17 protein-coding genes are annotated in these 20249 nt (G+C 63.2%); 7 read left to right on the top strand and 10 right to left on the bottom strand.

Features of this window, described 5'->3' with window-relative positions; all coding sequences use genetic code 11:
• Nucleotides 1-9: 9 nt before the first annotated feature.
• Nucleotides 10-1167, bottom strand: coding sequence for a spermidine/putrescine ABC transporter substrate-binding protein (locus tag J2Y48_RS03285; protein WP_310412617.1), 1158 nt, complete (start codon nucleotides 1165-1167; stop codon nucleotides 10-12).
• 69 nt (nucleotides 1168-1236) lie between these two features.
• Nucleotides 1237-2337, bottom strand: a complete 1101-nt coding sequence (locus J2Y48_RS03280; RefSeq protein WP_310412614.1) for an ABC transporter ATP-binding protein — start codon at nucleotides 2335-2337, stop codon at nucleotides 1237-1239.
• A gap of 90 nt (nucleotides 2338-2427) precedes the next feature.
• On the opposite strand from J2Y48_RS03280, the gene J2Y48_RS03275 reads away from it, so the two are divergent.
• Complete coding sequence (locus J2Y48_RS03275) at nucleotides 2428-3201, top strand: LuxR C-terminal-related transcriptional regulator (RefSeq protein ID WP_310412611.1); 774 nt, start codon at nucleotides 2428-2430, stop codon at nucleotides 3199-3201.
• A gap of 135 nt (nucleotides 3202-3336) precedes the next feature.
• Here the strand turns inward: J2Y48_RS03275 and J2Y48_RS03270 are convergent, their stop codons facing one another.
• The gene (locus J2Y48_RS03270) at nucleotides 3337-3552 is read right to left on the bottom strand and encodes a hypothetical protein (protein ID WP_310412607.1); all 216 of its coding nucleotides are present in this window, start codon (nucleotides 3550-3552) and stop codon (nucleotides 3337-3339) included.
• 217 nt (nucleotides 3553-3769) lie between these two features.
• On the opposite strand from J2Y48_RS03270, the gene J2Y48_RS03265 reads away from it, so the two are divergent.
• From J2Y48_RS03265 to dnaJ, 3 genes are all read left to right on the top strand, one after another.
• Nucleotides 3770-5989: a transglycosylase domain-containing protein gene (locus tag J2Y48_RS03265; RefSeq protein ID WP_310412604.1), complete on the top strand. Its 2220-nt coding sequence runs from the start codon at nucleotides 3770-3772 to the stop codon at nucleotides 5987-5989.
• A 283-nt stretch (nucleotides 5990-6272) separates the two neighbouring features.
• On the top strand, nucleotides 6273-8186 hold the full coding sequence (gene dnaK, locus J2Y48_RS03260) for a molecular chaperone DnaK (protein ID WP_310412601.1): 1914 nt from the start codon (nucleotides 6273-6275) through the stop codon (nucleotides 8184-8186).
• 243 nt (nucleotides 8187-8429) lie between these two features.
• Nucleotides 8430-9572 carry a molecular chaperone DnaJ gene (dnaJ, locus tag J2Y48_RS03255; RefSeq protein WP_310412599.1) on the top strand — a complete coding sequence of 381 codons (1143 nt, stop codon included), beginning with the start codon at nucleotides 8430-8432 and terminating at the stop codon, nucleotides 9570-9572.
• Between the two features lie 74 nt (nucleotides 9573-9646).
• Here dnaJ and J2Y48_RS03250 read toward each other — a convergent pair whose 3' ends face one another.
• From J2Y48_RS03250 to J2Y48_RS03240, 3 genes are all read right to left on the bottom strand, one after another.
• Nucleotides 9647-10207 carry an AAA family ATPase gene (locus tag J2Y48_RS03250; RefSeq protein WP_310412596.1) on the bottom strand — a complete coding sequence of 187 codons (561 nt, stop codon included), beginning with the start codon at nucleotides 10205-10207 and terminating at the stop codon, nucleotides 9647-9649.
• A 132-nt stretch (nucleotides 10208-10339) separates the two neighbouring features.
• Nucleotides 10340-11149 (bottom strand): aminoglycoside phosphotransferase family protein, encoded by an 810-nt coding sequence (locus tag J2Y48_RS03245; protein WP_310412722.1) that lies wholly within the window; start codon nucleotides 11147-11149, stop codon nucleotides 10340-10342.
• Nucleotides 11150-11171: 22 nt separating this feature from the next.
• The gene (locus J2Y48_RS03240) at nucleotides 11172-11795 is read right to left on the bottom strand and encodes an HAD-IA family hydrolase (RefSeq protein WP_405030150.1); all 624 of its coding nucleotides are present in this window, start codon (nucleotides 11793-11795) and stop codon (nucleotides 11172-11174) included.
• Between the two features lie 263 nt (nucleotides 11796-12058).
• Here J2Y48_RS03240 and J2Y48_RS03235 point away from each other — a divergent pair, with 263 nt between their 5' ends.
• Nucleotides 12059-12301, top strand: a complete 243-nt coding sequence (locus J2Y48_RS03235) for a hypothetical protein (RefSeq protein WP_310412590.1) — start codon at nucleotides 12059-12061, stop codon at nucleotides 12299-12301.
• A gap of 66 nt (nucleotides 12302-12367) precedes the next feature.
• Here J2Y48_RS03235 and J2Y48_RS03230 read toward each other — a convergent pair whose 3' ends face one another.
• The 4 genes from J2Y48_RS03230 to J2Y48_RS03215 are packed head-to-tail and all read right to left on the bottom strand — an operon-like array spanning nucleotide 12368 to nucleotide 17676.
• On the bottom strand, nucleotides 12368-13969 hold the full coding sequence (locus tag J2Y48_RS03230) for an ABC transporter ATP-binding protein (protein ID WP_310412587.1): 1602 nt from the start codon (nucleotides 13967-13969) through the stop codon (nucleotides 12368-12370).
• A 1-nt stretch (nucleotide 13970) separates the two neighbouring features.
• The gene (locus J2Y48_RS03225) at nucleotides 13971-15104 is read right to left on the bottom strand and encodes an ABC transporter permease subunit (RefSeq protein ID WP_310412585.1); all 1134 of its coding nucleotides are present in this window, start codon (nucleotides 15102-15104) and stop codon (nucleotides 13971-13973) included.
• Nucleotides 15097-16020, bottom strand: a complete 924-nt coding sequence (gene oppB / locus J2Y48_RS03220; RefSeq protein WP_310412583.1) for an oligopeptide ABC transporter permease OppB — start codon at nucleotides 16018-16020, stop codon at nucleotides 15097-15099. The genes J2Y48_RS03225 and oppB overlap by 8 nt, the downstream gene beginning before the upstream one ends.
• Nucleotides 16021-16077: 57 nt before the next feature.
• A complete protein-coding gene (locus tag J2Y48_RS03215; protein WP_310412580.1) occupies nucleotides 16078-17676 on the bottom strand; it encodes a peptide ABC transporter substrate-binding protein in 1599 nt (532 codons plus the stop codon).
• Between the two features lie 549 nt (nucleotides 17677-18225).
• On the opposite strand from J2Y48_RS03215, the gene J2Y48_RS03210 reads away from it, so the two are divergent.
• Nucleotides 18226-19251 (top strand): histone deacetylase family protein, encoded by a 1026-nt coding sequence (locus J2Y48_RS03210; RefSeq protein WP_310412577.1) that lies wholly within the window; start codon nucleotides 18226-18228, stop codon nucleotides 19249-19251.
• 136 nt (nucleotides 19252-19387) lie between these two features.
• Entirely contained in the window at nucleotides 19388-20053 is a 666-nt protein-coding gene (locus tag J2Y48_RS03205; RefSeq protein ID WP_310412574.1) for an OmpA family protein, read from the top strand.
• Nucleotides 20054-20249 lie beyond the last annotated feature (196 nt).

The following is a 20249-nucleotide window of genomic DNA, read 5'->3' as shown; positions in this document are numbered from 1 at the left end:
GTCGCCTCCTTACGCCGACTTGAAGCGTGCGAGGATTTCGGCGCGCTGCGGGTTGGTCATGGTGACCGCCGCCCCGAATTCCAGCGCGTTGAGAAGCTCGGCCGCCGGATAGAGGATCTCGCTTTCCCGCATCTCGGCCGGCAGCAGCGCATCCACGCGGCTGTCGCCGGTGGCGTAGCCATGGAACTGGGCTTCCTTTGCCGCCATGTTCGGCTCGAGCAGGAAGTCGATCAGAGCATAGGCGGCATCCTTGTGCGGTGCCGAGGCGGGAATGGTGAAGAAGTCCGACCAGATCTCGCCGCCTTCCTTGCCGAGGATATAGACGATCTCGGGCATGTCGCGATGAAGCTGGGTCGCGTCACCCGTCCAGCACATCGACATCGTGGCGTCGCCCGAGCGCATCGGCGGCTGGTAGTCCGAGGTAATCGCGAAGAGATGCGGCTTGGCTTCGATCAGCAGCTTCTCGGCCTCCTCGAGCTCCTTCGGATCGACCGAGTTGAAGGAATAGCCGAAGTATTTCAGCGCATTGCCGATGGCAGTGAGCTGGTAGTCGTGCACGATGGAGCGGCCGGACAGCTCACCCTTCGTCAGATCCCAGAAGTCCTTCCAGCTCGTCGGCCGGGTTCCGTCGAAATCTGCGGTGTTGAGGCAGAAGCCGGTGGTGCCGACATTGCGCGGGATGGCGTAGGTCTTGCCGTCGATGATGCCCGGCCCGGCAAAGCGCGGATCGGTGGCCGTCTTGTCGTAGTTCGGCAGCCGCGACAGGTCGATTTCCTCGATGATCTTCTCGCCCACATAGGTGGAAATCGTGTAGTTGGTCGCCACCACAATGTCCCAGCCGGTGCCGCCCGCCTGGAGCTTGGCCAGCATTTCCTCGTTCGACCCGAAGACGTTCATGTCCACGGCGCAGCCGGTGGCAGCCTTGAAGGCCTCGAAATCGGCGGGGTCGTGATAGTTGGGCCAGGTGGCGATCACCACGCGGTCGCCGATATTGCCCTGCGCACGGGCGCGGGACGCAAGGCCGGGCATGGCGCCGGCCAGAACCGAAGTGGCAAGCCCGAGGCCGGTGACCCCGAGGAAATGGCGCCGCGAAATCGAACCCTTGCGGTAGCTTTCCAACCGCTCGAGGAATTCCTTTGCCGAGATATGCCCGCTATTGTCTGTCATCGATATCCTCCCAAGTGTCGACGTAGTCAAACGGGTGCCGGGCGCGGACACGCGCCCGATCGCACGAAATCAGTCTTCCGCCAGCGCGAGCGCGGCGCCGTCACGCCAGGACACGCGAACGGCCACACCGACGCCGGGGGTGCCCTCGGCGATGTCGGTCGAGCGCGGCACCACCGCGACCAGGTGATCGAGTGCGGCGGAACGCAAATGGTATTCGACGTGCTCGCCGAGGAAGATGCGGTGCATCACCCGCATCTCGTGCCCGTCGTCCGTCGCGCTATCCGGCGCGACGCGGATCTCCTCCGGGCGCAGCGACAGGGTCACCGCCCGCTCGCCGTTCCCCGCCGCCATTGCGCTGGTGCGGGCGACGAAGCGCAGGCCGCCCGGGCCCTCGGCAAGCAGCCGCTCGCCGTCACGGCCGACGGCATGCGCTGCAATGAAGTTCGACCGACCAATGAAATCGGCGACATAGCGGTTCTGCGGCTGGTCGTAGAGCTCTTCCGGCGTGCCGATCTGGGCGATCCGGCCCTGGTGCATGATGCAGACGCGATCCGACATCGACAGCGCCTCCTCCTGGTCGTGGGTGACGAGGACGAAGGTGATGCCCAGTTCGCGCTGCAGGGATTTTAGCTCGATCTGCATGTCGTGCCGCAGCTTCTTGTCGAGCGCCGCCATCGGCTCGTCGAGAAGCAGGATCTTCGGCTCGTTGACGATGGCCCGCGCCAGCGCCACGCGCTGCTGCTGGCCGCCCGACATTTCCCAGATGCGCCGGTCGGTGAAGCCAGTCAGGCGCACCATGTCCAGCGCCCGCGCCACCTTGGCGGCGACATCGGCCTTGGCAAGGCGCGGCCGGCGCTGGTTCAGCCCGTAGGCGACGTTGCGCGCCACGTCCATATGCGGGAACAGCGCATATTGCTGGAATACCATGTTGACCGGGCGCTGATAGGGCGGGACGCCGTTGACGACCTTGCCGTCGATCAGGACATCGCCCTCGCTCGCCTGCTCGAAGCCCGCGAGCATGCGCAACGCCGTGGTCTTTCCGCAGCCGGAAGGGCCGAGGAAGGAGAGGAACTCGCCCTGGAAGATCGCCAGGTTCAGGCCTTCCGCAGCGGTTACCGCGCCGAAACGCTTTGTCACGTTCCGGAGCTCGGCAATTGTCTGATTCACCATGCTCGACTTCGGTTGCTATTGCTTAAATTGCAGGAAAAGGTAGAAAACTCTTTCAACACTGTATATATCACAAAAGGCATAGACGGCGTCATGAGACCAGTTTCACGGCAGAGCCCGCTTCACGCTGCAGAATTGGGCGCCGTCATCGATCTGATCGGCCAGCCGGGCTTCTGCCCGGCGCTCACGGCCTGGCTACAGGCGGTCGTGCCGTTTTCCTTCACGGTGATCTTCGGCTATTCCGGCGAGAGCAAACCGATTGATATCTTTGATACTTTTCCGGAGCGTCGGCGCCGGGTGTTCGTCACCGACTATCAGGAGGGCCCCTATCTCCTCGATCCGTTCTGCCAGAGCGCGGTGCGCCCCGTTCCGCCCGGCCTCTACCGGCTGAAGACGCTGGCACCGGACCGCTTCTATCAGGGTGAGTATTTCCGCACCTACTACCAGCGCACCGAAATTGCCGAGGAGATCGGCTATTTCGCGGAAATGCCCGGCGAATGCCACGTCGTGCTGTCGCTGATGCGCCAGGAGAAGGTGTTCAGCCGCGCCGAATTCCAGCGCCTTGCTGCGGTCGCGCCGGTGGTCACGGCGCTGATGCGCCGGCAGTGGAGCGATCTTGCAAAGGAGTTTACGGCGCAGACGATCGGCCGCCCCGGACTCACCGGAGAGGGGCTCGACCGCCTGACCCCGCGCGAACGCGAAATCGTCGCCTTCATCCTCAAGGGGTATTCGGCCGAAGCGACGGGCCAGGCGCTGAAGGTGTCGACCGGGACCGTGCGCATCCACCGCCGCAACATCTACGCCAAGCTTGGCATTTCCTCGCAACGCGAGCTTTTCGCCCGCTTCATGGCCGGCGTAACGCACTGACGCCTGCAGCGTCAGCACTCCCTCGGTCGCCACCCCGGTTTTAACAAGTCCGGCGGCGCAGCCACAACAGCCCCGATGCCAGCCAAGCGCCCGCAAGCCGTCCGGATGACGTTTGCGGGCTTGCTTTCGTGATCGTCATTCAGCCGTACTGTTGTCTTTTTCAGTGGCTTGCTGTTGCTTCTTCAAGAGCACCAGCTTTTCAGACGATATCTGAGGGTCTTTCGACAGGCTCGCTGTCGTTGTTTGGTCAACGACTTCAGCCTTGGCGCTGGTCTGGTGATAGGCGCAGTCGGCCTGTGCCACCGGCGCTGACAAGCCAAGGGCGAATGCAAGTAGAAGGATGTGCTTCATAGCCGTCTCCCTGTTCGCTGCGTGGCCAGAATAACCATCGGCCTGTGAAAGTGGAAATCACGATTGCGCGCGCCAGGCCACATCTTGGTTGAGACGGTGCAATCAGAAGACTTGCAAGAAGCCTGCAACCTCCACGTTAAGTCGTCCTTAACCACCCCTTAAATCGCCGCAATTACAGTCCATCGGACCCAGATCACGAAAGGTGTCTTCTCCCGGCATGGCAGGCCAGCGCAAATCAAAAAGGATCGAGCCCTCCTTCGAGGACGAGGACGACTATGACGACGATGATTTGCGCATCGACGAGGACGATCGCGTGACGCGCGCCGCAAGACGTAGCGCGAAGCCGGCAAAGCGAAAATCCAAACCCGCTACCCGCAAGAAGCCGTCCTCCAGGCGCGCGCCGCGCGGCGGCGGACTCCTCGGGGCGGTCCGCTTTCTAACCTATTGGTGCATCGTTCTGGGCATCTGGGGCGGCATGGGTATCGGTGCCCTGGTCCTCTATTACGGCGCCCAGATGCCCAGCGCGAAGAGCTGGTCGATCCCGGTGCGCCCGCCCAACGTCAAAATCGTGGCGCGCGACGGCAGCCCGATCGCCAACCGCGGCACCACCGGCGGCGAGGCGCTGTCGCTCGAGCAGATGTCGCCCTACATCCCGCAGGCGGTGATCGCGATCGAAGACCGGCGGTTCTATTCTCACTTCGGCATCGACCCCCTCGGACTGGCCCGCGCGATGGTGACGAACGTCGTGAGCGGACGCATGGTGCAGGGCGGGTCGACGCTGACGCAACAGCTGGCGAAGAACCTGTTCCTTTCGCCCGAGCGCACGATGGAGCGCAAGGTGCAGGAAGTGCTGCTCGCCTTCTGGCTCGAGCACAAGTACTCGAAGGATGAGATACTCGCGATGTATCTCAATCGGGTCTTCTTCGGCTCCAATGCCTATGGCGTCGAGGCGGCCTCGCGGCGCTACTTCAACAAGTCCGCGCGCGACGTGAACCTCGGCGAGGCGGCCATGCTTGCCGGGCTCCTGAAGGCACCGTCGCGCCTTTCGCCGGCGCGCGATCCCGAAGCCGCCGAGGAGCGGGCCCAGGTCGTGCTCGGCGCGATGCGCGGGGCCGGCTTCGTCACCGACCGGGAAATCACCACCGCCATGTCGCAGACGCCGACGCGGGCGAAGAGCTACTGGTCGGGGGCCGAACATTATGCCGCCGACCTCGTCATGGATCAGGTGCCGAAACTGGTCGGCGACATCACGGAGGATCTCGTCGTCGACACGACGATCGATCTCGACCTCGAGAAGAAGGCGGACGAAGCGATCACGGCCCTCATCGAGACCGAGGGCGAAAAGCTCAATGCCTCGCAAGCGGCACTCGTCTCGATCGACGGCACCGGCGCAATCCGCGCGCTCGTCGGCGGGAGAGACTATGCCACCAGCCAGTTCGACCGCGCCTCCAAGGCGAAGCGCCAGCCGGGGTCGGCCTTCAAGCCATTCGTCTATGCGGCGGCGCTCGAAGCAGGCCGTTCACCGCTTTCGGTGCGCAACGACGCACCGGTCAAGATTGGCAAATGGACTCCGGAAAACTACGACCAGAAGTATCGTGGACAGGTTACCCTCAGCTCAGCACTAACCAATTCGCTGAACACGATTGCAGCGCAGCTTGTGATGGAGGTGGGGCCGGACCAGGTGGTCAAGCTGGCGCACCGGCTCGGCATCGAATCCGAAATGCAGGCGAATGCTTCGATCGCATTGGGCACCTCGGAAGTCTCGCTCGTCGAGCTCACGTCCGCCTATGCTCCCTTCATGAACGGCGGCTACAAGGCCACGCCGCACATCATCCGCCGCATCTCGACCGTGGATGGAAAGGTGCTCTACGAGAACACCTACGACAATCCACCGCGCGTCCTCGAGCCGGAGATCGTCGCCATGATGAACGGCATGATGATGCGGGTGATCACCGAAGGCACCGGCAAGAATGCGAAGCTGCCGGGTTGGCAGGCAGCCGGCAAATCTGGCACTACCCAATCCTTCCGCGACGCGCTTTTCGTCGGCTACACCAGCAATCTGACGACGGGCGTCTGGTTCGGCAACGACGACGGCAAGTCGATGAAGAAGGTCACGGGCGGCGGCCTGCCGGCCAAGGCCTGGAGCCGATTCATGACGGCGGCGCACGAGGGCCTGTCACCCTCGCCGCTGTTTGGCACCACAGGCGGCGATCTTCCGGTCGTACAGCCGGCGCCGACCGAGGACGAGCCGGACACGCTGGCGGAAATGGTGGCGCGTGCGCTGGGCACGAGTACGCGGGATGCCGGCATTGATAGCCCGGCTCCGACGCCGGACGTGATCGACAACAACGCCCTGCCGGTTCCGCCGGCCGAGGTCGGCCAGACACCACCGGTGAAGCGACGCTCTACGCTTCTCGATGTCCTGATCGGCGGCTGACGGTCCCGACCGCACGGTCAACTGGGTCAGTTGGAGCGGGCGGCCTTGACGGACGTGCGCCGCTCTCCCACATTCAGTCGATTGGCGGCAATTTGCGGACGCCTCAGCCTTCTGATTGCGGTCTTTTTCGGCATGATTGACGCCTTGCAGTCACCTAGGCTGATCCTTATATAGCCGGAAGACGCGCGGCCTTCGTCGCGAATTCCTGCAATACCATCCCACTAGGGACTGCCAAACGAATGCCTGATTGGGTTCCGGCGGTTCGCTTCAAGGAGAGAATGACATGGCTAAAGTAATCGGTATCGACCTCGGAACGACAAACTCCTGCGTCTCCGTCATGGACGGCAAGGACGCGAAAGTCATTGAAAACGCCGAAGGCGCGCGCACCACGCCCTCCATGGTCGCCTTTACGGAGGACGACGAACGCCTCGTCGGTCAGCCGGCCAAGCGCCAGGCCGTGACGAACCCGGAAAACACGCTCTTTGCGATCAAGCGCCTGATTGGCCGCACCTTCGACGATCCGACGACGCAGAAGGACAAGGGCATGGTGCCCTACAAGATCGTCAAGGCCTCCAACGGCGATGCCTGGGTCGAAGCGCACGGGACGGATTATTCCCCGTCGCAGATCTCCGCCATGATCCTGCAGAAGATGAAGGAAACGGCTGAGTCCTATCTCGGCGAAAAGGTCGAGAAGGCCGTCATCACCGTTCCCGCCTATTTCAACGACGCCCAGCGTCAGGCCACCAAGGACGCCGGCAAGATCGCCGGCCTTGAAGTGCTGCGTATCATCAACGAGCCCACCGCGGCCGCCCTTGCCTACGGTCTCGACAAGAAGGACGGCAAGACCATCGCCGTCTACGACCTTGGCGGCGGCACCTTCGATATCTCCGTTCTTGAAATCGGTGACGGCGTGTTCGAGGTGAAGTCCACCAACGGCGACACCTTCCTCGGCGGTGAAGACTTCGACATGCGTCTGGTCGAATACCTGGCCGGCGAGTTCAAGAAGGACCAGGGCATCGACCTGAAGAACGACAAGCTCGCCCTGCAGCGCCTCAAGGAAGCTGCGGAAAAGGCGAAGATCGAGCTCTCCTCGTCGCAGCAGACCGAGATCAACCTGCCGTTCATCACCGCCGACGCCTCCGGTCCGAAGCACCTGACGATGAAGCTGACCCGCGCCAAGTTCGAGGCACTGGTCGACGACCTGATCCAGCGCACGGTCGCGCCCTGCAAGGCGGCGCTGAAGGATGCCGGCGTTTCGGCGGCCGAGATCGACGAAGTCGTTCTCGTCGGCGGGATGAGCCGCATGCCGAAGGTGCAGGAGACCGTCAAGCAGCTGTTCGGCAAGGAGCCGCACAAGGGCGTCAACCCGGATGAAGTGGTCGCCATGGGTGCTGCCATCCAGGCCGGCGTCCTGCAGGGCGACGTCAAGGACGTGCTGCTTCTCGACGTGACCCCGCTGTCGCTCGGTATCGAGACCCTCGGTGGCGTCTTCACCCGTCTGATCGAGCGCAACACGACGATCCCGACGAAGAAGAGCCAGACCTTCTCGACCGCCGAAGACAACCAGTCGGCGGTGACGATCCGCGTCAGCCAGGGTGAACGCGAAATGGCTGCTGACAACAAGCTGCTCGGCCAGTTCGACCTCGTCGGCATTCCGCCGGCACCGCGCGGCATGCCGCAGATCGAAGTCACTTTCGACATCGACGCCAATGGCATCGTGCAGGTTTCGGCCAAGGACAAGGGCACGGGCAAGGAGCACCAGATCCGCATCCAGGCGTCCGGCGGTCTGTCCGATGCCGACATCGAGAAGATGGTCAAGGACGCAGAAGCCAACGCCGAGACGGACAAGAAGCGGCGCGAGACGGTCGAAGCCAGGAACCAGGCCGAAAGCCTCGTCCACTCCACCGAGAAGTCGGTCTCGGAGTATGGCGACAAGGTCTCTGCCGATGACCGCAAGGCGATCGAGGATGCAATCGCGGCGCTGAAGGCCGCCATCGAGGCTTCCGAGCCTGACGCCGAGGACATCAAGGCCAAGACCAACACGCTGATGGAAGTCTCCATGAAGCTCGGTCAGGCGATCTATGAGTCCCAGCAGGCGGAAGCCGGCGCGTCCTCGGGTGAGGCAGGCGACAACGTCGTCGATGCCGACTACGAGGAAGTCAAGGACGACGACGATCGCAAGCGGTCGGCCTCCTAACAGCACAAGCTTCCGGCCGCGCACTGCGCGGCCGGCCTTTCCGGTAGAACAGAGGCGGAAGACAGACGAAGGACAAGGCCATGGTGCTTCGCGTTCACTGCGGTGACGATATCATGGTGTCTTCTGCTTGCATTTCTTTCGCCGCCTTGCATTCGGACCATGATGCCGGATACATCAGGGCACGGCTGGCATTTCCCCTTTCAACGAACGAGACACCGTCCATGAGACGGGCGCGGCAGTGATATGGCTAAGATTGACTTCTACGAAACGCTGGGCGTGGCCAAGGGCGCCGACGAGAAGGAGCTGAAGAGCGCCTTCCGCAAGATGGCGATGAGATATCATCCCGACAAGAATCCCGGCGACGCCGCAGCCGAGGTGAAGTTCAAGGAAGTCAACGAAGCCTACGAGATCCTGAAGGACCCGCAGAAGCGGGCCGCTTACGACCGCTACGGCCACGCCGCCTTCGAGCACGGCGGCATGGGCGGCATGGGGGGCGGTGGCTTCGGTGCCGGTGGTTTTGGCGCAGGCGGGTTCTCCGATATCTTCGAGGACATCTTCGGCGAGATGATGGGCGGCGGCCGGCAGCGGCGTTCATCGGGCGGCCGCGAGCGCGGTGCCGACCTGCGCTACAACATGGAAATCTCGCTGGAAGAGGCATTTGCCGGCAAGACCGCGCAGATCCGCGTGCCGACGTCGATCAGTTGCGACGTCTGCTCCGGCTCCGGCGCCAAGCCGGGCTCGAAGCCGCAGACCTGCGGCACCTGCCAGGGTGCCGGTCGCGTGCGCGCGGCCCAGGGTTTCTTCTCGATCGAGCGGACCTGTCCGACCTGCCAGGGGCGCGGCACGATCATCCCCGATCCCTGCACGAAGTGTCATGGCCATGGTCGCGTGACCGAGGAGCGCTCGCTCTCCGTCAATATCCCGTCCGGCATCGAGGACGGTACGCGCATCCGCCTGGCGGGTGAAGGAGAGGCTGGCCTGCGCGGCGGGCCCGCCGGCGACCTCTACATATTCCTGTCGGTCAAGCCACACGAGATCTTCCAGCGCGACGGCGCCGACCTGCACTGTAGCGTGCCGATTTCGATGACGGCCGCGGCGCTTGGCGGAACCTTCGACGTTTCGACGCTCGACGGCACGAAGTCCCGCGTCAGTGTCCCCGAGGGAACGCAGAATGGCCGGCAGTTCCGCCTCAAGGGCAAGGGCATGCCGGTGCTGCGCTCGACCCAGGTCGGCGACCTCTATATCCAGATCCAGATCGAAACACCGCAGAAGCTGACGAAGCGGCAGCGCGAATTGCTCAAGGAATTCGAGGAGATCTCCTCGAAGGAGAACAATCCGGAATCGACCGGGTTCTTCGCCCGGATGAAGGAATTCTTCGAGGGCTGAAAACAGCGCATCAGACAGATCACCGATGCCCGGGTCCATCCGGGCATTTTAATGCCCAGCCAGATGCGCGGCGGCTATGCGAGCCGTGACAGAATGAACGAAACACGGCGTTCCACGTCCGCTTTTGGCAACTCGATCGTCGTGTATCCGAGCCTTGCGAAGGTCGAATGCGAAGCCTCGTATTGCAAGACAGCTTCCTCAAACGAGTGCTTGCGCTCTGAATCGCCCACGAAGATTTCCTGCCAGGGCGGCGTCAGGAAAACGGATGAGTGGTACCGGCAGTGCCAGGCCGCCCGTTCGATATGGGCTGGGACAGCCTGTCCCAGGTATTCGAAGAAGGCGACCGCATCGACGACGCCGCGATCGAAGAACACCGTACCTTCGCTGCAAGATGCCGCTCCGATCTGATGCATGGCGCGAGAGACGCAGAGTTCGGCAAAGAGCGAGGTATCACGCCATGGAAGTCCCGGGCCATCGATGCGGTGCTGTTCCCTGACGATCTGCCGCCCCGGCTCCTCGAAGACGGTAAAGCCGCGCCGTTTCAGGGCGCCGAGCAGCGTCGACTTCCCGGCGCCCGAGCATCCGGTTAGCAGTATGAGGCGCTCGGCGCCGGGACAACCGTTTTCTTCGTGCATGACCAATCCTGGTGATTACAGCGACCGACCGCGTCTGCGCCGCCGGCGAAATTGAATAGGGAGAATGACGGGAGCAGGCTCGACCGCTGTCCCGAACCCATCACAAGCGCTGACTGCCGTCAAGCGCAAACGTCAGCGATCGAGATGAGCGGCAGCGAGTTCAGCGATGCGAAGGTCGATATCGGCCGCCATAGCGTCATCCAGATACCAGACCGCCGAAAGACCGGACCAAGCGAGGATCCATTGCAGCAGCCGGCGTCGCTCGAGGCCCGCCTCAGCGCATACGATTTCGAGGCGACGTTCGAACCGCTCAGGACGAGTGGCCACAGCGATCGCGGGATCCGCAAGGTCCGGATTGCAGAAAATGTTGGCGTAGTCGAAAGAACGCTCGCCATTCAACCGCTTTGGATCGATTGCGAGCCAGCCCCGATCCCCGAAATCCAGGAAATTGTCATGATGGACATCCCCGTGCAGCACCACGACGTCGCGCTGGTCGCCAAGGAGTGTCCTGGCGACTTCGGCGGAGCGGTGCAGGATGCCGCCATATGCCGCCGCACCCGGCTCGAGTGCCTCGAACCAGCGCGACAATGGGATCAACTCCGGCAACGGCTTGTCGCGCGGTGCGTGCAGCTTGGCGACGGAAGAGCAGAGGATACGCGTTGCCTCGTCGTCGCGCCCGTTGCGGGCGTAGGCGGAAAGTGACCGCGTGCCTTCGGCGCGCTCCAACAGCAGGCCATCGCCATCATGTGCGTGGACCCGCGCAGCGCCTTCCCCATCCCACCAGACCATGAGCCGGCCGCCGTACCGCTCCTCTGTCTCTGTCGCCACCTTCAGCATCGCCGGATGCCCCCTCCATCGCACCGGCAGCAGATGACTGCTCGGCGTGACCAGCCGGTCACCGTCCGGCGTCAACGCCCAGCGTTCCACAAAGGGTTTGAGAATGGGGTCGATTGTCGGCAACTCCTTAGGCGGCAGCGATGTGCCGCAGCGACAGCATGCCATCAATATCCGAACTCACGCGAAGGTCGTCGTAGCTCTCGATCGAGACATGCTGCGTGGTCGGACCATGAGCGTGCGTTGCTCTCACGACCACCACACTTGCGCCGGCGCTCTCGCCGGCCCGAACGCCTGCCTCGACGTCCTCGAACACCAGACATTGGCCCGCTTCGACGCCTAGGCGGGCCGCAGCGAGCAGGTAGCCCTCCGGCGAAGGCTTGCCGTTCCTGACGTCGTCGGCCGTGACGATGACCTTGGGGATCGGGATGCCGGCGGCCGCAAGGCGGCGGTGCGCCAGGGCAATCGGAGCCGAGGTCACGATCGCCCATCGATCCGCGGGCAAAGTGGACAGGAACGCCACGGCGCCGGAAATGGCGACGACGCCGGCCACATCGGCAATCTCGCCCTTCTCGATCTCGAGCGCCTCGGCGATGGGATCAACGCCGGGCAGGTCCAGCGCGCGGATCGTATCGACACCGCGCTTGCCGTGCATCGTCGGCAGGAAGGCCTCGACATCCAGCCCATGGCGGCGGGCCCAATTGCCCCAAACGCGCTCCGTCGAAGCCGTCGAGTCGAGAAGGGTGCCATCCATGTCGAACAGGAAGGCGGAAAAGGTCTTGCCGAAGACTGGAGAAAAAAGCGTGTCCACGTTCTCGATCTCGAAATATGGCGCCGGCGGCGGCGCTCGCCTGCTTCGCTTAGCTGCCCATCGGGTCGCTGGCAACCATACCGACCTCCAAACGTGACATTGCAGCGAACGACAGTCCGTCAACGTGCGGGCTATGGCGCTGGTGAAGCTGGCACACTATCTTTGCTGATGAGGCGCGGCACTCTTCCGAACGGGCGGGGGATGACATGAAATACGCATTGGCGACCTTCATGCTGACAAGCCTTCTGATGGCAGGCGTCGCTCATGCCGATTCTGCCGACGACGACAAAGGCCAGACCTACGAGTTGCCGACGATCGTCCACGGCAAGACGAGCATGACCAAAGCAATGCAGTCGGGCTCCACTTTCAGCTTCAAGTTGTTCCAGGTCGACGAACCGGAAAAGCCGCAGCCGTATTCCTATCCCGAGCCTAGCCTCAATCATCGATAGCGATAAACGGGCTCAGATCGTAGCGACCGGCTGGGCGCTGCCCGTGCCGGTCGCTACGATCCGGTCTTAGATATTGAAGGCTGCCCCGATCAGCGCCTTGGTGTAGGCGTCGCGCGGCGCCTCGAAGATGGCGCCCGTATCGCCTTCCTCGACGATGCGGCCGTCCTTCATGACGATCACATAGTCCGACATCGCCTTCACCACCGAAAGATCGTGGCTGATGAAGATGTAGGAGAGTTTGTGGCTGTCCTGCAATGACCGCAGCAGGTCGATTACCTGGCCCTGGACCGAGCGATCGAGCGCGGAGGTGGGCTCGTCGAGGATGACGAGATGAGGCTTGAGGATCATCGCCCGGGCGATCGCGATGCGCTGGCGCTGGCCGCCGGAGAACTCGTGCGGATAGCGGTTTCGCGCATCGGGGTCCAAGCCGACCTCGGTGAGGGCTGCGACCGCCCGCCGGTCTCGCTCCGCCTTGTTGAGGCTTGGTTCATGGACGAACAGCCCTTCGGTGATGATCTCGCCCACCGTCTGGCGCGGGGAAAGGGAGCCGTAAGGGTCCTGGAAGACCAGCTGCATTTCCCGCCGCAACGGCCGCATTCGTGCGCGGTCGAAGCCGGAGATATCTGTCGAGCCGAAACGATAGTAACCTGCGCCCGGAATGAGCCGCAGCAGCGCACGCCCGAGCGTCGACTTGCCGGAACCGGATTCGCCGACGATGCCGATCGTCTGTCCTTCCCGCAGTCTCACCGTAACGCGATCAACGGCCCGGAACAGGGAGGAGCGGCTGGAAAAGAGGCCGCCGCCGATCTTGTAGTCCACGGTGACGTCGCGGCCTTCCAGGACAATTGGCGCCGTGTCCGCGGGCGGCGCCTTGCGGCCGTGTGGCTCGGCGGCCAGCAGCATCTTCGTGTAGTCGGACGTTGGCCGCTCGAAGATCGTCGCTGTCTCGCCCTGTTCCACGACCTCGCCGCGCCGCATCACCGCGACCCGCTCGGCGAAATGCCGGACGATGCCGAGGTCATGGGTGATCAGCACGATCGCCATGCCGAAGCGCTCCTGCAGCATGCGCAATAGAGAAAGGATCTGCGCCTGGATGGTGACGTCGAGCGCCGTCGTCGGCTCGTCGGCAATCAGGATGTCGGGTTCGTTCGCCAGTGCCATGGCGATCATGACGCGCTGGCGCTGGCCGCCGGAGAGTTCGTGCGGATAGCTGTTGATCCGCCGGCCCGCCTCGGGGATGCCGACCAGTTCGAGAAGCTCCAGCACCCGCTTGCGGGCATCCCTGTAGCTGACGCCGCGATGGTGGACCATGGGTTCGGCGATCTGACGCCCGATCGTGTAGAGCGGATCGAGCGACGTCATCGGCTCCTGGAAGATCATGGTGACCTTGGCGCCGCGGACCTTGTTCAGCTCCGCCGGCGGCAGGCTGATCAGTTCCCTGCCGCGATACTTGGCCGAGCCATCGACAGAGCCGTTGTTGGCGAGCAGGCCCATGATGCCCATCATGGTCTGGCTCTTGCCCGAACCGGATTCGCCGACGACGGCGAGCGTCTGGCCGGCGCGGACATCCAGGTCGATGCCCTTGACCGCGTTGACCGTGCCATCGGGCGTGGTGAAGTCGACCTTCAGGCCGCGGATCGCCAGGATCGTTTCGTTTGTGTCTGCCATCTCAGCGGTCCTTCGGGTCGAGCGCGTCGCGCAGGCCGTCACCGACGAAGTTCAGCGAGAACAGCGTCGCGACGAAGAAGATCGATGGGAAGATCAGCAGCCAGGGCGCCGACTGGATGTTGTTGGCGCCTTCCGAGATCAGGGCACCCCAGCTCGTCAGCGGCGCCTGGACGCCGAGGCCGAGGAAGGAGAGGAAGCTCTCCAGCAAGATCACCTTCGGCACCACCACGGTGACGAAGACGATCACCGGGCCGATCGTGTTCGGAATGATGTGGCGACGGATGATCTGCCAGTCGGTCAGGCCCAGCGCTTGCGCCGCGCCGACGAATTCCCGCCGCTTCAGCGCCAGCGTCTGGCCGCGCACGATGCGGGCCATGTCCAGCCACTCGACCGCGCCGATCACCAGGAAGATCAGGATGAAGCTGCGGCCGAAGAAGACCACCAGCACCACGACGAGGAAGACGAAGGGCAGCGAGTAGAGGATCTCGACGAGGCGCATCATGATGTTGTCGACGCGCCCGCCGATGTAGCCCGACGTGGCCCCGTAGGTCACGCCGATGCCGAGCGAAACGAGGCTCGCCAGCAGCCCGACGGCGATGGATATCTGGCCGCCGAGCATGACGCGGACGAGCTGGTCGCGACCATTCGGGTCGGTGCCGAACGGGAAATAGTCCCGGTTGACCTGCCCGGTCAGTTTCAGCGTGCGCCCTTCATTTTCCGTCGTCTCGACCTTCGTGTCGCGGAACTCGTTGGCCCGGTCGAAATAGCGGGTCGCACGGGGATCGATCGGGTCGTCGGCGCTGATGGTCGCCGTGAACGTCTGGCCCTCCACGGCGAAGCTGTCGAGCTTCACGCGGGCGCGTGAGGCGACGCCTTCGATCGCTTCCTGCAATGTCGAGGTGTCGGGGCGGGGCTGCAGGCTCGGGGGAACCGAGACATAGGAGGGGAACACCTGGTCGTAGGCATGGGGCACAAACAGCGGCCCCAGGAAGGAGAACAGGGCGATCAGCAGCAGCGTCACGCAGCCGGCCATTGCGGCCTTGTTGCGGCGGAAGCGGATGAGGGCGAGCTGGAACAGGCTCCGGCTGACTGTTTTCGACGTCGCGTGCGTCGGGCTTGCGGCAATGTCAGTCATGGCGAACCCTCGGATCGAGAAGGCCGTAGAGGATGTCGACCAGCAGGTTGAAGACGATGACGAAGATGGCGACGAGGATCACCGTGCCCATCACCAGCGTATAGTCGCGGTTGATCGCGCCGAGCACGAAGTAGCGGCCGACGCCGGGAATGGTGAAGATCGTCTCGACCACCGCCGAGCCGGTGAGCAGCGCTGCGGCACAGGGCGCAAGGTAGGACACGACCGGCAGCAGCGCGCCGCGCATGGCGTGTGTCACGACGACGACGCGCGATGGCAGGCCATAGGCCTTGGCCGTGCGGATGTGGTCTGCATGCAGCGCCTCGATCATCGAGCCGCGGGTCAGGCGCGCGAACACCGCAAGCTGCGGCAGCGCCAGCGCAATCATCGGCAGGACCAGGAAGCGCAGCGAGCCGTCTCCCCAGCCGCCGGCCGGAAGCCACGACAGCACGATCGCGAAAATCAGCGTCAGAACCGGACCGACGACGAAGTTCGGCACCGTCGTCCCAACCGTCGCCAGTGACATGATGGAGAAATCAAGCGCACTGTTTTGTCGCAATGCCGCGGCCGTGCCCATCAGAACGCCGCCGATCAGCGCAAGCAGCAGCGCATAGAAGCCGAGTTCCATCGAATAGGGCAGGCCCTTGCCGATGAGTTCGGCAACGGTGTTGTCCTTATAGACATAGCTGGGACCGAAATCGCCCTTGACCGCATTGCCGAGATAGGTGGCGTACTGGCGCCAGAGCGGCTGGTCGAGCTGATAGGTCCGCATCAGGTTCTCCATGGTCGTTGGAGGTAGCGGACGCTCGAGATTGAAGGGTCCGCCGGGGGCAAACCGCATCAGGAAGAAGGAAATGGTGACGACGATAAAGAGCGTCGGCACCGCGCTCGCCAGGCGGCGCAATACGAAGGACATCATGCCCGTGCTCCTGCGAGACGGCGCGCTGGGAGGGCTCCCGCGCGCCGTCTCTTCTCGTTATTCGGAAATGCTCAGGAACCGGCTCAGATGCTGGTTGGCGGCATTGTCGCTCCAGCCCTTGACACGGCCGGAGACCAGCCACAGGTCCGCCGACGTCATGAACGGGGCGACCGGCTGATCCTTCATCAGCATGGCCTCGGCTTCGTGCATGTCCTTGGAACGGGCAACCGGATCGCGCTCGTCATAGGACTTCTTCATCAGCGCGTCATATTCCGGGTTCTCGTAGTGACCGTAGTTGAAGGTCTTGTTGGCGCTCAGGTTGAGCGCCAGGAAGTTCTCGGCGTCGGCATAGTCGGCCGACCAGCCGGCACGCGCGACGTTGAACTTGCCGCCCTCCTGCAGGTAGGCGTAGTGCGAGGACACGTCGAGGTTCACCAGCGAGACGTCGGCCTTGAAGGTGTTCTTCCACATGTCGGCGACCGCGGTCGCCACGCGCTCGTGGTTCGGGTTGGTGTTGTAGCGGATCTCGATCTTCAGCGGCTTGCCGCCGTCGCCATATCCCGCTTCCTTCATCAGTTCGATCGCCTTGTCCTCGCGATCAAGCTGGGACATGTCGGCAAAGTCGGCCTTGGACGGATCGCCATAGGTGTCGATGCCCGGGGGAACCATCGAATAGGCCGGGATCTGGGCGCCCGAATAGATCTCCTTCGCCAGGAAATCACGGTCGACGGCCATGGACAGCGCGCGGCGGACACGCACGTCGCTGTAGGGCTCCTGGCGGGTGTCGAAGACGTAGTAGTAGGTCGCCAGTGCCGGGGCGACATGAACCTGGTCGCCATAGGCGCCGCGCAGGCGGTCGATCTGGTCGGCGGAAAAGTTGTAGACGAGGTCCATCTCCTTCGCCTCGAAGCGGCGAACCGATGCGGCCTGATCGTCGATCGGATAGAACACCACCTTGTCCAGCTTGACGTTGGCGGCATCCCAGTAGCTCGGGTTCTTCTCGACGACGAGATTGTCGTTCGGGACGTGGCTGACCAGCTTGAACGCGCCGTTCGACACCATCACGCCCGGCTTGACGAAGTCGGTGCCGTTCTTCTCGACGCTGGCCTTCGAGACCGGCAGCGCGGTCTGGTGTGCCAACAGTTCCAAGAAGAAGGGCGTCGGACGCTCGAGCGTGATCTCGACGGTCTTCTCGTCGACGGCCTTGATGCCGAGCTCTTCGGGCTTCATCTCGCCCTTGTTGACCTTTTCGGCGTTCTTGATCGGGTAGAGGATGTTGGCATAGCCGGCGGCCGTCTTCGGGTCTTCGACGCGCTGGTAGGAGAAGACAAAGTCTTCGGCGGTGACCGGCGAACCATCGGACCACTTGGCATCCGCCCGCAGCTTGAACGTGTAGGTCAGGCCGTCGTCGGACAGGTCCCAGGTCTCGGCCGCACCCGGGATGATCTTGCCGGCTGCATCATAGATCGTCAGACCCTCGTAGAGATCCTTCAGGATGAATTCCTCGATATTGATCGAGGTATGCGCCTGGTCGAGCGTCTGCGGCTCACCGGCGTTGCCGCGGTGCAGGACTGCCTCGGCGAGTGCCGGGCTGCTACCGAGCAGGACAGCACCAAGCACAAGTGCGGCGCGTAGGTTGAGGAGACGTGATCCCATGTTTTATTTCCTTCCCCATATGTTTTGCATCGATAAAGGCGAGTGAATTCCAGTTATTTGGGGAAAGCAAGGGAATTTGCGGCGTATTTCGCCGAATCTTTGCTTCGATCGACTCGGGTTGAACGTCCTGATTGCATCGCAAGCGCCATGCGGTTCAGGCCATCGCGAAGCGCTCGATTAATCTCCGACAAGACGCAGGGAGGGCCCTCGGCGCAAGATTCGGAACGATTTGTTGCCGCTTACGTAATATGTGAAATTCACGGTAGCGGTGATCGCGACATTTGCTGCGCGTCCTTTTTCGGCCGGCGTCTGCCGGCGTGAAACCAGTCGCGTCCCTCGTGCTACCTGTGGTGGATTTTTGCTCCATGGCTTTGGGGTGCCGAAAAGCGTGCGCAACCACACGATACGCGCAGTTCAACGGGGTGGGCGTCGAGGGCGTGTAGAGCTGGCCATCGTGTCGACCGTCCGCACAGGCGATTTGTCGCGCCTTGCCAGAAGCGCCGCTTCGAGGCTAACGTCCGCGCAACCAACGCAGGGGAGCATATTGGAATGCGCGTCATTTTTTCCGAGGATCACAAACTGAGGAACGCCAAGACGGAGCTCTACGGCGGCGAACTCGTGCCGCCGTTCGAGGCACCGTTCCGCGCGGAGTGGATCCTCGCAGCGGTGAAGGAGGCCGGGTTCAACGACGTCGTCGCTCCGGCACGGCATGGTCTGGAGACGGTGCTCAAGGTCCATGACGCTGGCTACCTGAAGTTCCTCGAAACCGCGTGGGATCGCTGGAAGGCGGCCGGCTACAAGGGCGAGGCGATCGCCACTTCCTTCCCGGTACGCCGCACCTCGCCGCGCATCCCCACCGACATCGAGGGCCAGATCGGCTACTACTGCAACGCAGCCGAAACGGCGATCTCGCCCGGCACCTGGGAAGCTGCACTCTCCTCGATGTCCTCGGCGATCGATGGCGCCGATCTCATCGCCGCCGGTCACAAGGCTGCGTTTTCGCTCTGCCGCCCGCCGGGACACCACGCCGGCATCGACATGTTCGGTGGCTACTGCTTCATCAACAACGCCGCCGTCGCCGCCCAGCGCCTCCTCGACAAGGGTGCGAAGAAAGTCGCGATCCTCGACGTCGATTTCCATCACGGCAATGGCACGCAGGACATCTTCTATGAGCGCGGCGACGTCTTCTTTGCTTCGCTGCATGGCGATCCGGCGGAAGCCTTCCCGCACTTTCTCGGCTATGCGGAGGAAACCGGCAAGGGCGACGGCGCTGGCACGACGCAGAACTATCCGATGGGCCGGGGCACCCCTTACAGCGTCTGGGGGGCGGCGCTCGAAGATTCGCTGAAGCGCATCGCCGCCTTCGGGGCGGAAGCCATCGTCGTCTCGCTCGGCGTCGATACGTTCGAGCAGGATCCCATCTCCTTCTTCAAGCTGACCTCGCCGGACTACATCACGATGGGCCGGTCGATCGCCGCAAGCGGCGTGCCGCTGCACGTGGTGATGGAAGGCGGCTATGGTGTTCCGGAGATCGGGCTCAACGTCGCAAACGTGCTGAAGGGTGTGGCGGGTTGACGCCTAACTTATCTTTTCGCCAGCCGCTCCCGGCCGGGAGCGGCGGAAGATGGGGATAGTCCGCGACCTTTCATGTTCCTGCCGCAATCGCAAGTTTGAAGCAGAATCAAGTCAAACGCTCGGGAATCAGGTTTTCATGTACAAGAAGATTGCAATCGTTTCACTCGCCGCCATCTATCTCTCCGCCTGCACCACGACCGATCCCTATACCGGGGAACAGAAGGTTTCCAACACCGCCGGTGGCGCCCTGATCGGCGCGGGCCTCGGTGCTGCGACCGGTCTTCTGGTCGGCAACAACCCGGTGCAGCGGCGCAATGCCGCCCTGATCGGGGCTGGCGTCGGCGCGCTGGCCGGCGGTGCGATTGGCAATTACATGGACAACCAGGAAGCCGAGCTTCGCGCGCAGTTGCAGGGCACCGGCGTGTCGGTCACCCGCGCCGGCGACCGCATCATCCTCAACATGCCGTCGAACATCACTTTTGCCACCGACCAGGACCAGATCGTGCCGGGCTTCTACCCGACGCTCGATTCGGTCGCGATCGTTCTGCGCAAGTTCGACAAGTCGCTGATCGACGTCGACGGGCACACCGATTCCACCGGTTCGGCCGGGTATAATCAGGGGCTCTCGGAGCGGCGCGCCTACTCCGTTGCAAACTATCTCGGCTCGCGCGGTGTCGACCAGCGCCGCATCTCTGCCATGGGCTATGGCAAGGAACGGCCGGTTGCCTCGAACGCGTCCGAATCCGGCCGCGCCCAGAACCGCCGCGTCGAAATCGCGATCTCGCCGCTGCGCCAGGGTTGATTACCCCAATCCTGAGGGGCGTATAGACACGTGCGCTCCTCGGGTGACTCAAGCCAATTGCGGAAACGCGCGCCTGCGCCTCTCCGATGCGTGCCTTTCCTTCACGCGTCGGTCGTAGGCGCGTTCGATCCATCAGTTTCATTGAGGATTGAGCTCACTACTATCAATTTGAAGAGCAGCGGCCCCTCCGGTAGAT

Origin of the sequence: Mycoplana sp. BE70, from assembly GCF_031455855.1 — a bacterium.
In the GTDB taxonomy this organism is placed as follows: domain Bacteria; phylum Pseudomonadota; class Alphaproteobacteria; order Rhizobiales; family Rhizobiaceae; genus Mycoplana.
The sequence above is the reverse complement of the archived record's forward strand: the minus strand, read 5'-3'. Positions and strand labels throughout refer to the sequence as shown.

What these genes read in the sequence shown, in the direction of transcription:
- J2Y48_RS03225 (WP_310412585.1), bottom strand. Translation starts at nt 15,104, where the DNA reads ATGACTGACATTGCCGCAAGCCCGACGCACGCGACGTCGAAAACAGTC.
- J2Y48_RS03280 (WP_310412614.1), bottom strand. Translation starts at nt 2,337, where the DNA reads ATGGTGAATCAGACAATTGCCGAGCTCCGGAACGTGACAAAGCGTTTC.
- J2Y48_RS03210 (WP_310412577.1), top strand. Translation starts at nt 18,226, where the DNA reads ATGCGCGTCATTTTTTCCGAGGATCACAAACTGAGGAACGCCAAGACG.
- oppB (WP_310412583.1), bottom strand. Translation starts at nt 16,020, where the DNA reads ATGATGTCCTTCGTATTGCGCCGCCTGGCGAGCGCGGTGCCGACGCTC.
- J2Y48_RS03235 (WP_310412590.1), top strand. Translation starts at nt 12,059, where the DNA reads ATGAAATACGCATTGGCGACCTTCATGCTGACAAGCCTTCTGATGGCA.
- J2Y48_RS03270 (WP_310412607.1), bottom strand. Translation starts at nt 3,552, where the DNA reads ATGAAGCACATCCTTCTACTTGCATTCGCCCTTGGCTTGTCAGCGCCG.
- J2Y48_RS03240 (WP_405030150.1), bottom strand. Translation starts at nt 11,795, where the DNA reads ATGGATGGCACCCTTCTCGACTCGACGGCTTCGACGGAGCGCGTTTGG.
- J2Y48_RS03250 (WP_310412596.1), bottom strand. Translation starts at nt 10,207, where the DNA reads ATGCACGAAGAAAACGGTTGTCCCGGCGCCGAGCGCCTCATACTGCTA.
- dnaJ (WP_310412599.1), top strand. Translation starts at nt 8,430, where the DNA reads ATGGCTAAGATTGACTTCTACGAAACGCTGGGCGTGGCCAAGGGCGCC.
- J2Y48_RS03265 (WP_310412604.1), top strand. Translation starts at nt 3,770, where the DNA reads ATGGCAGGCCAGCGCAAATCAAAAAGGATCGAGCCCTCCTTCGAGGAC.
- dnaK (WP_310412601.1), top strand. Translation starts at nt 6,273, where the DNA reads ATGGCTAAAGTAATCGGTATCGACCTCGGAACGACAAACTCCTGCGTC.
- J2Y48_RS03215 (WP_310412580.1), bottom strand. Translation starts at nt 17,676, where the DNA reads ATGGGATCACGTCTCCTCAACCTACGCGCCGCACTTGTGCTTGGTGCT.
- J2Y48_RS03205 (WP_310412574.1), top strand. Translation starts at nt 19,388, where the DNA reads ATGTACAAGAAGATTGCAATCGTTTCACTCGCCGCCATCTATCTCTCC.
- J2Y48_RS03275 (WP_310412611.1), top strand. Translation starts at nt 2,428, where the DNA reads ATGAGACCAGTTTCACGGCAGAGCCCGCTTCACGCTGCAGAATTGGGC.
- J2Y48_RS03230 (WP_310412587.1), bottom strand. Translation starts at nt 13,969, where the DNA reads ATGGCAGACACAAACGAAACGATCCTGGCGATCCGCGGCCTGAAGGTC.
- J2Y48_RS03285 (WP_310412617.1), bottom strand. Translation starts at nt 1,167, where the DNA reads ATGACAGACAATAGCGGGCATATCTCGGCAAAGGAATTCCTCGAGCGG.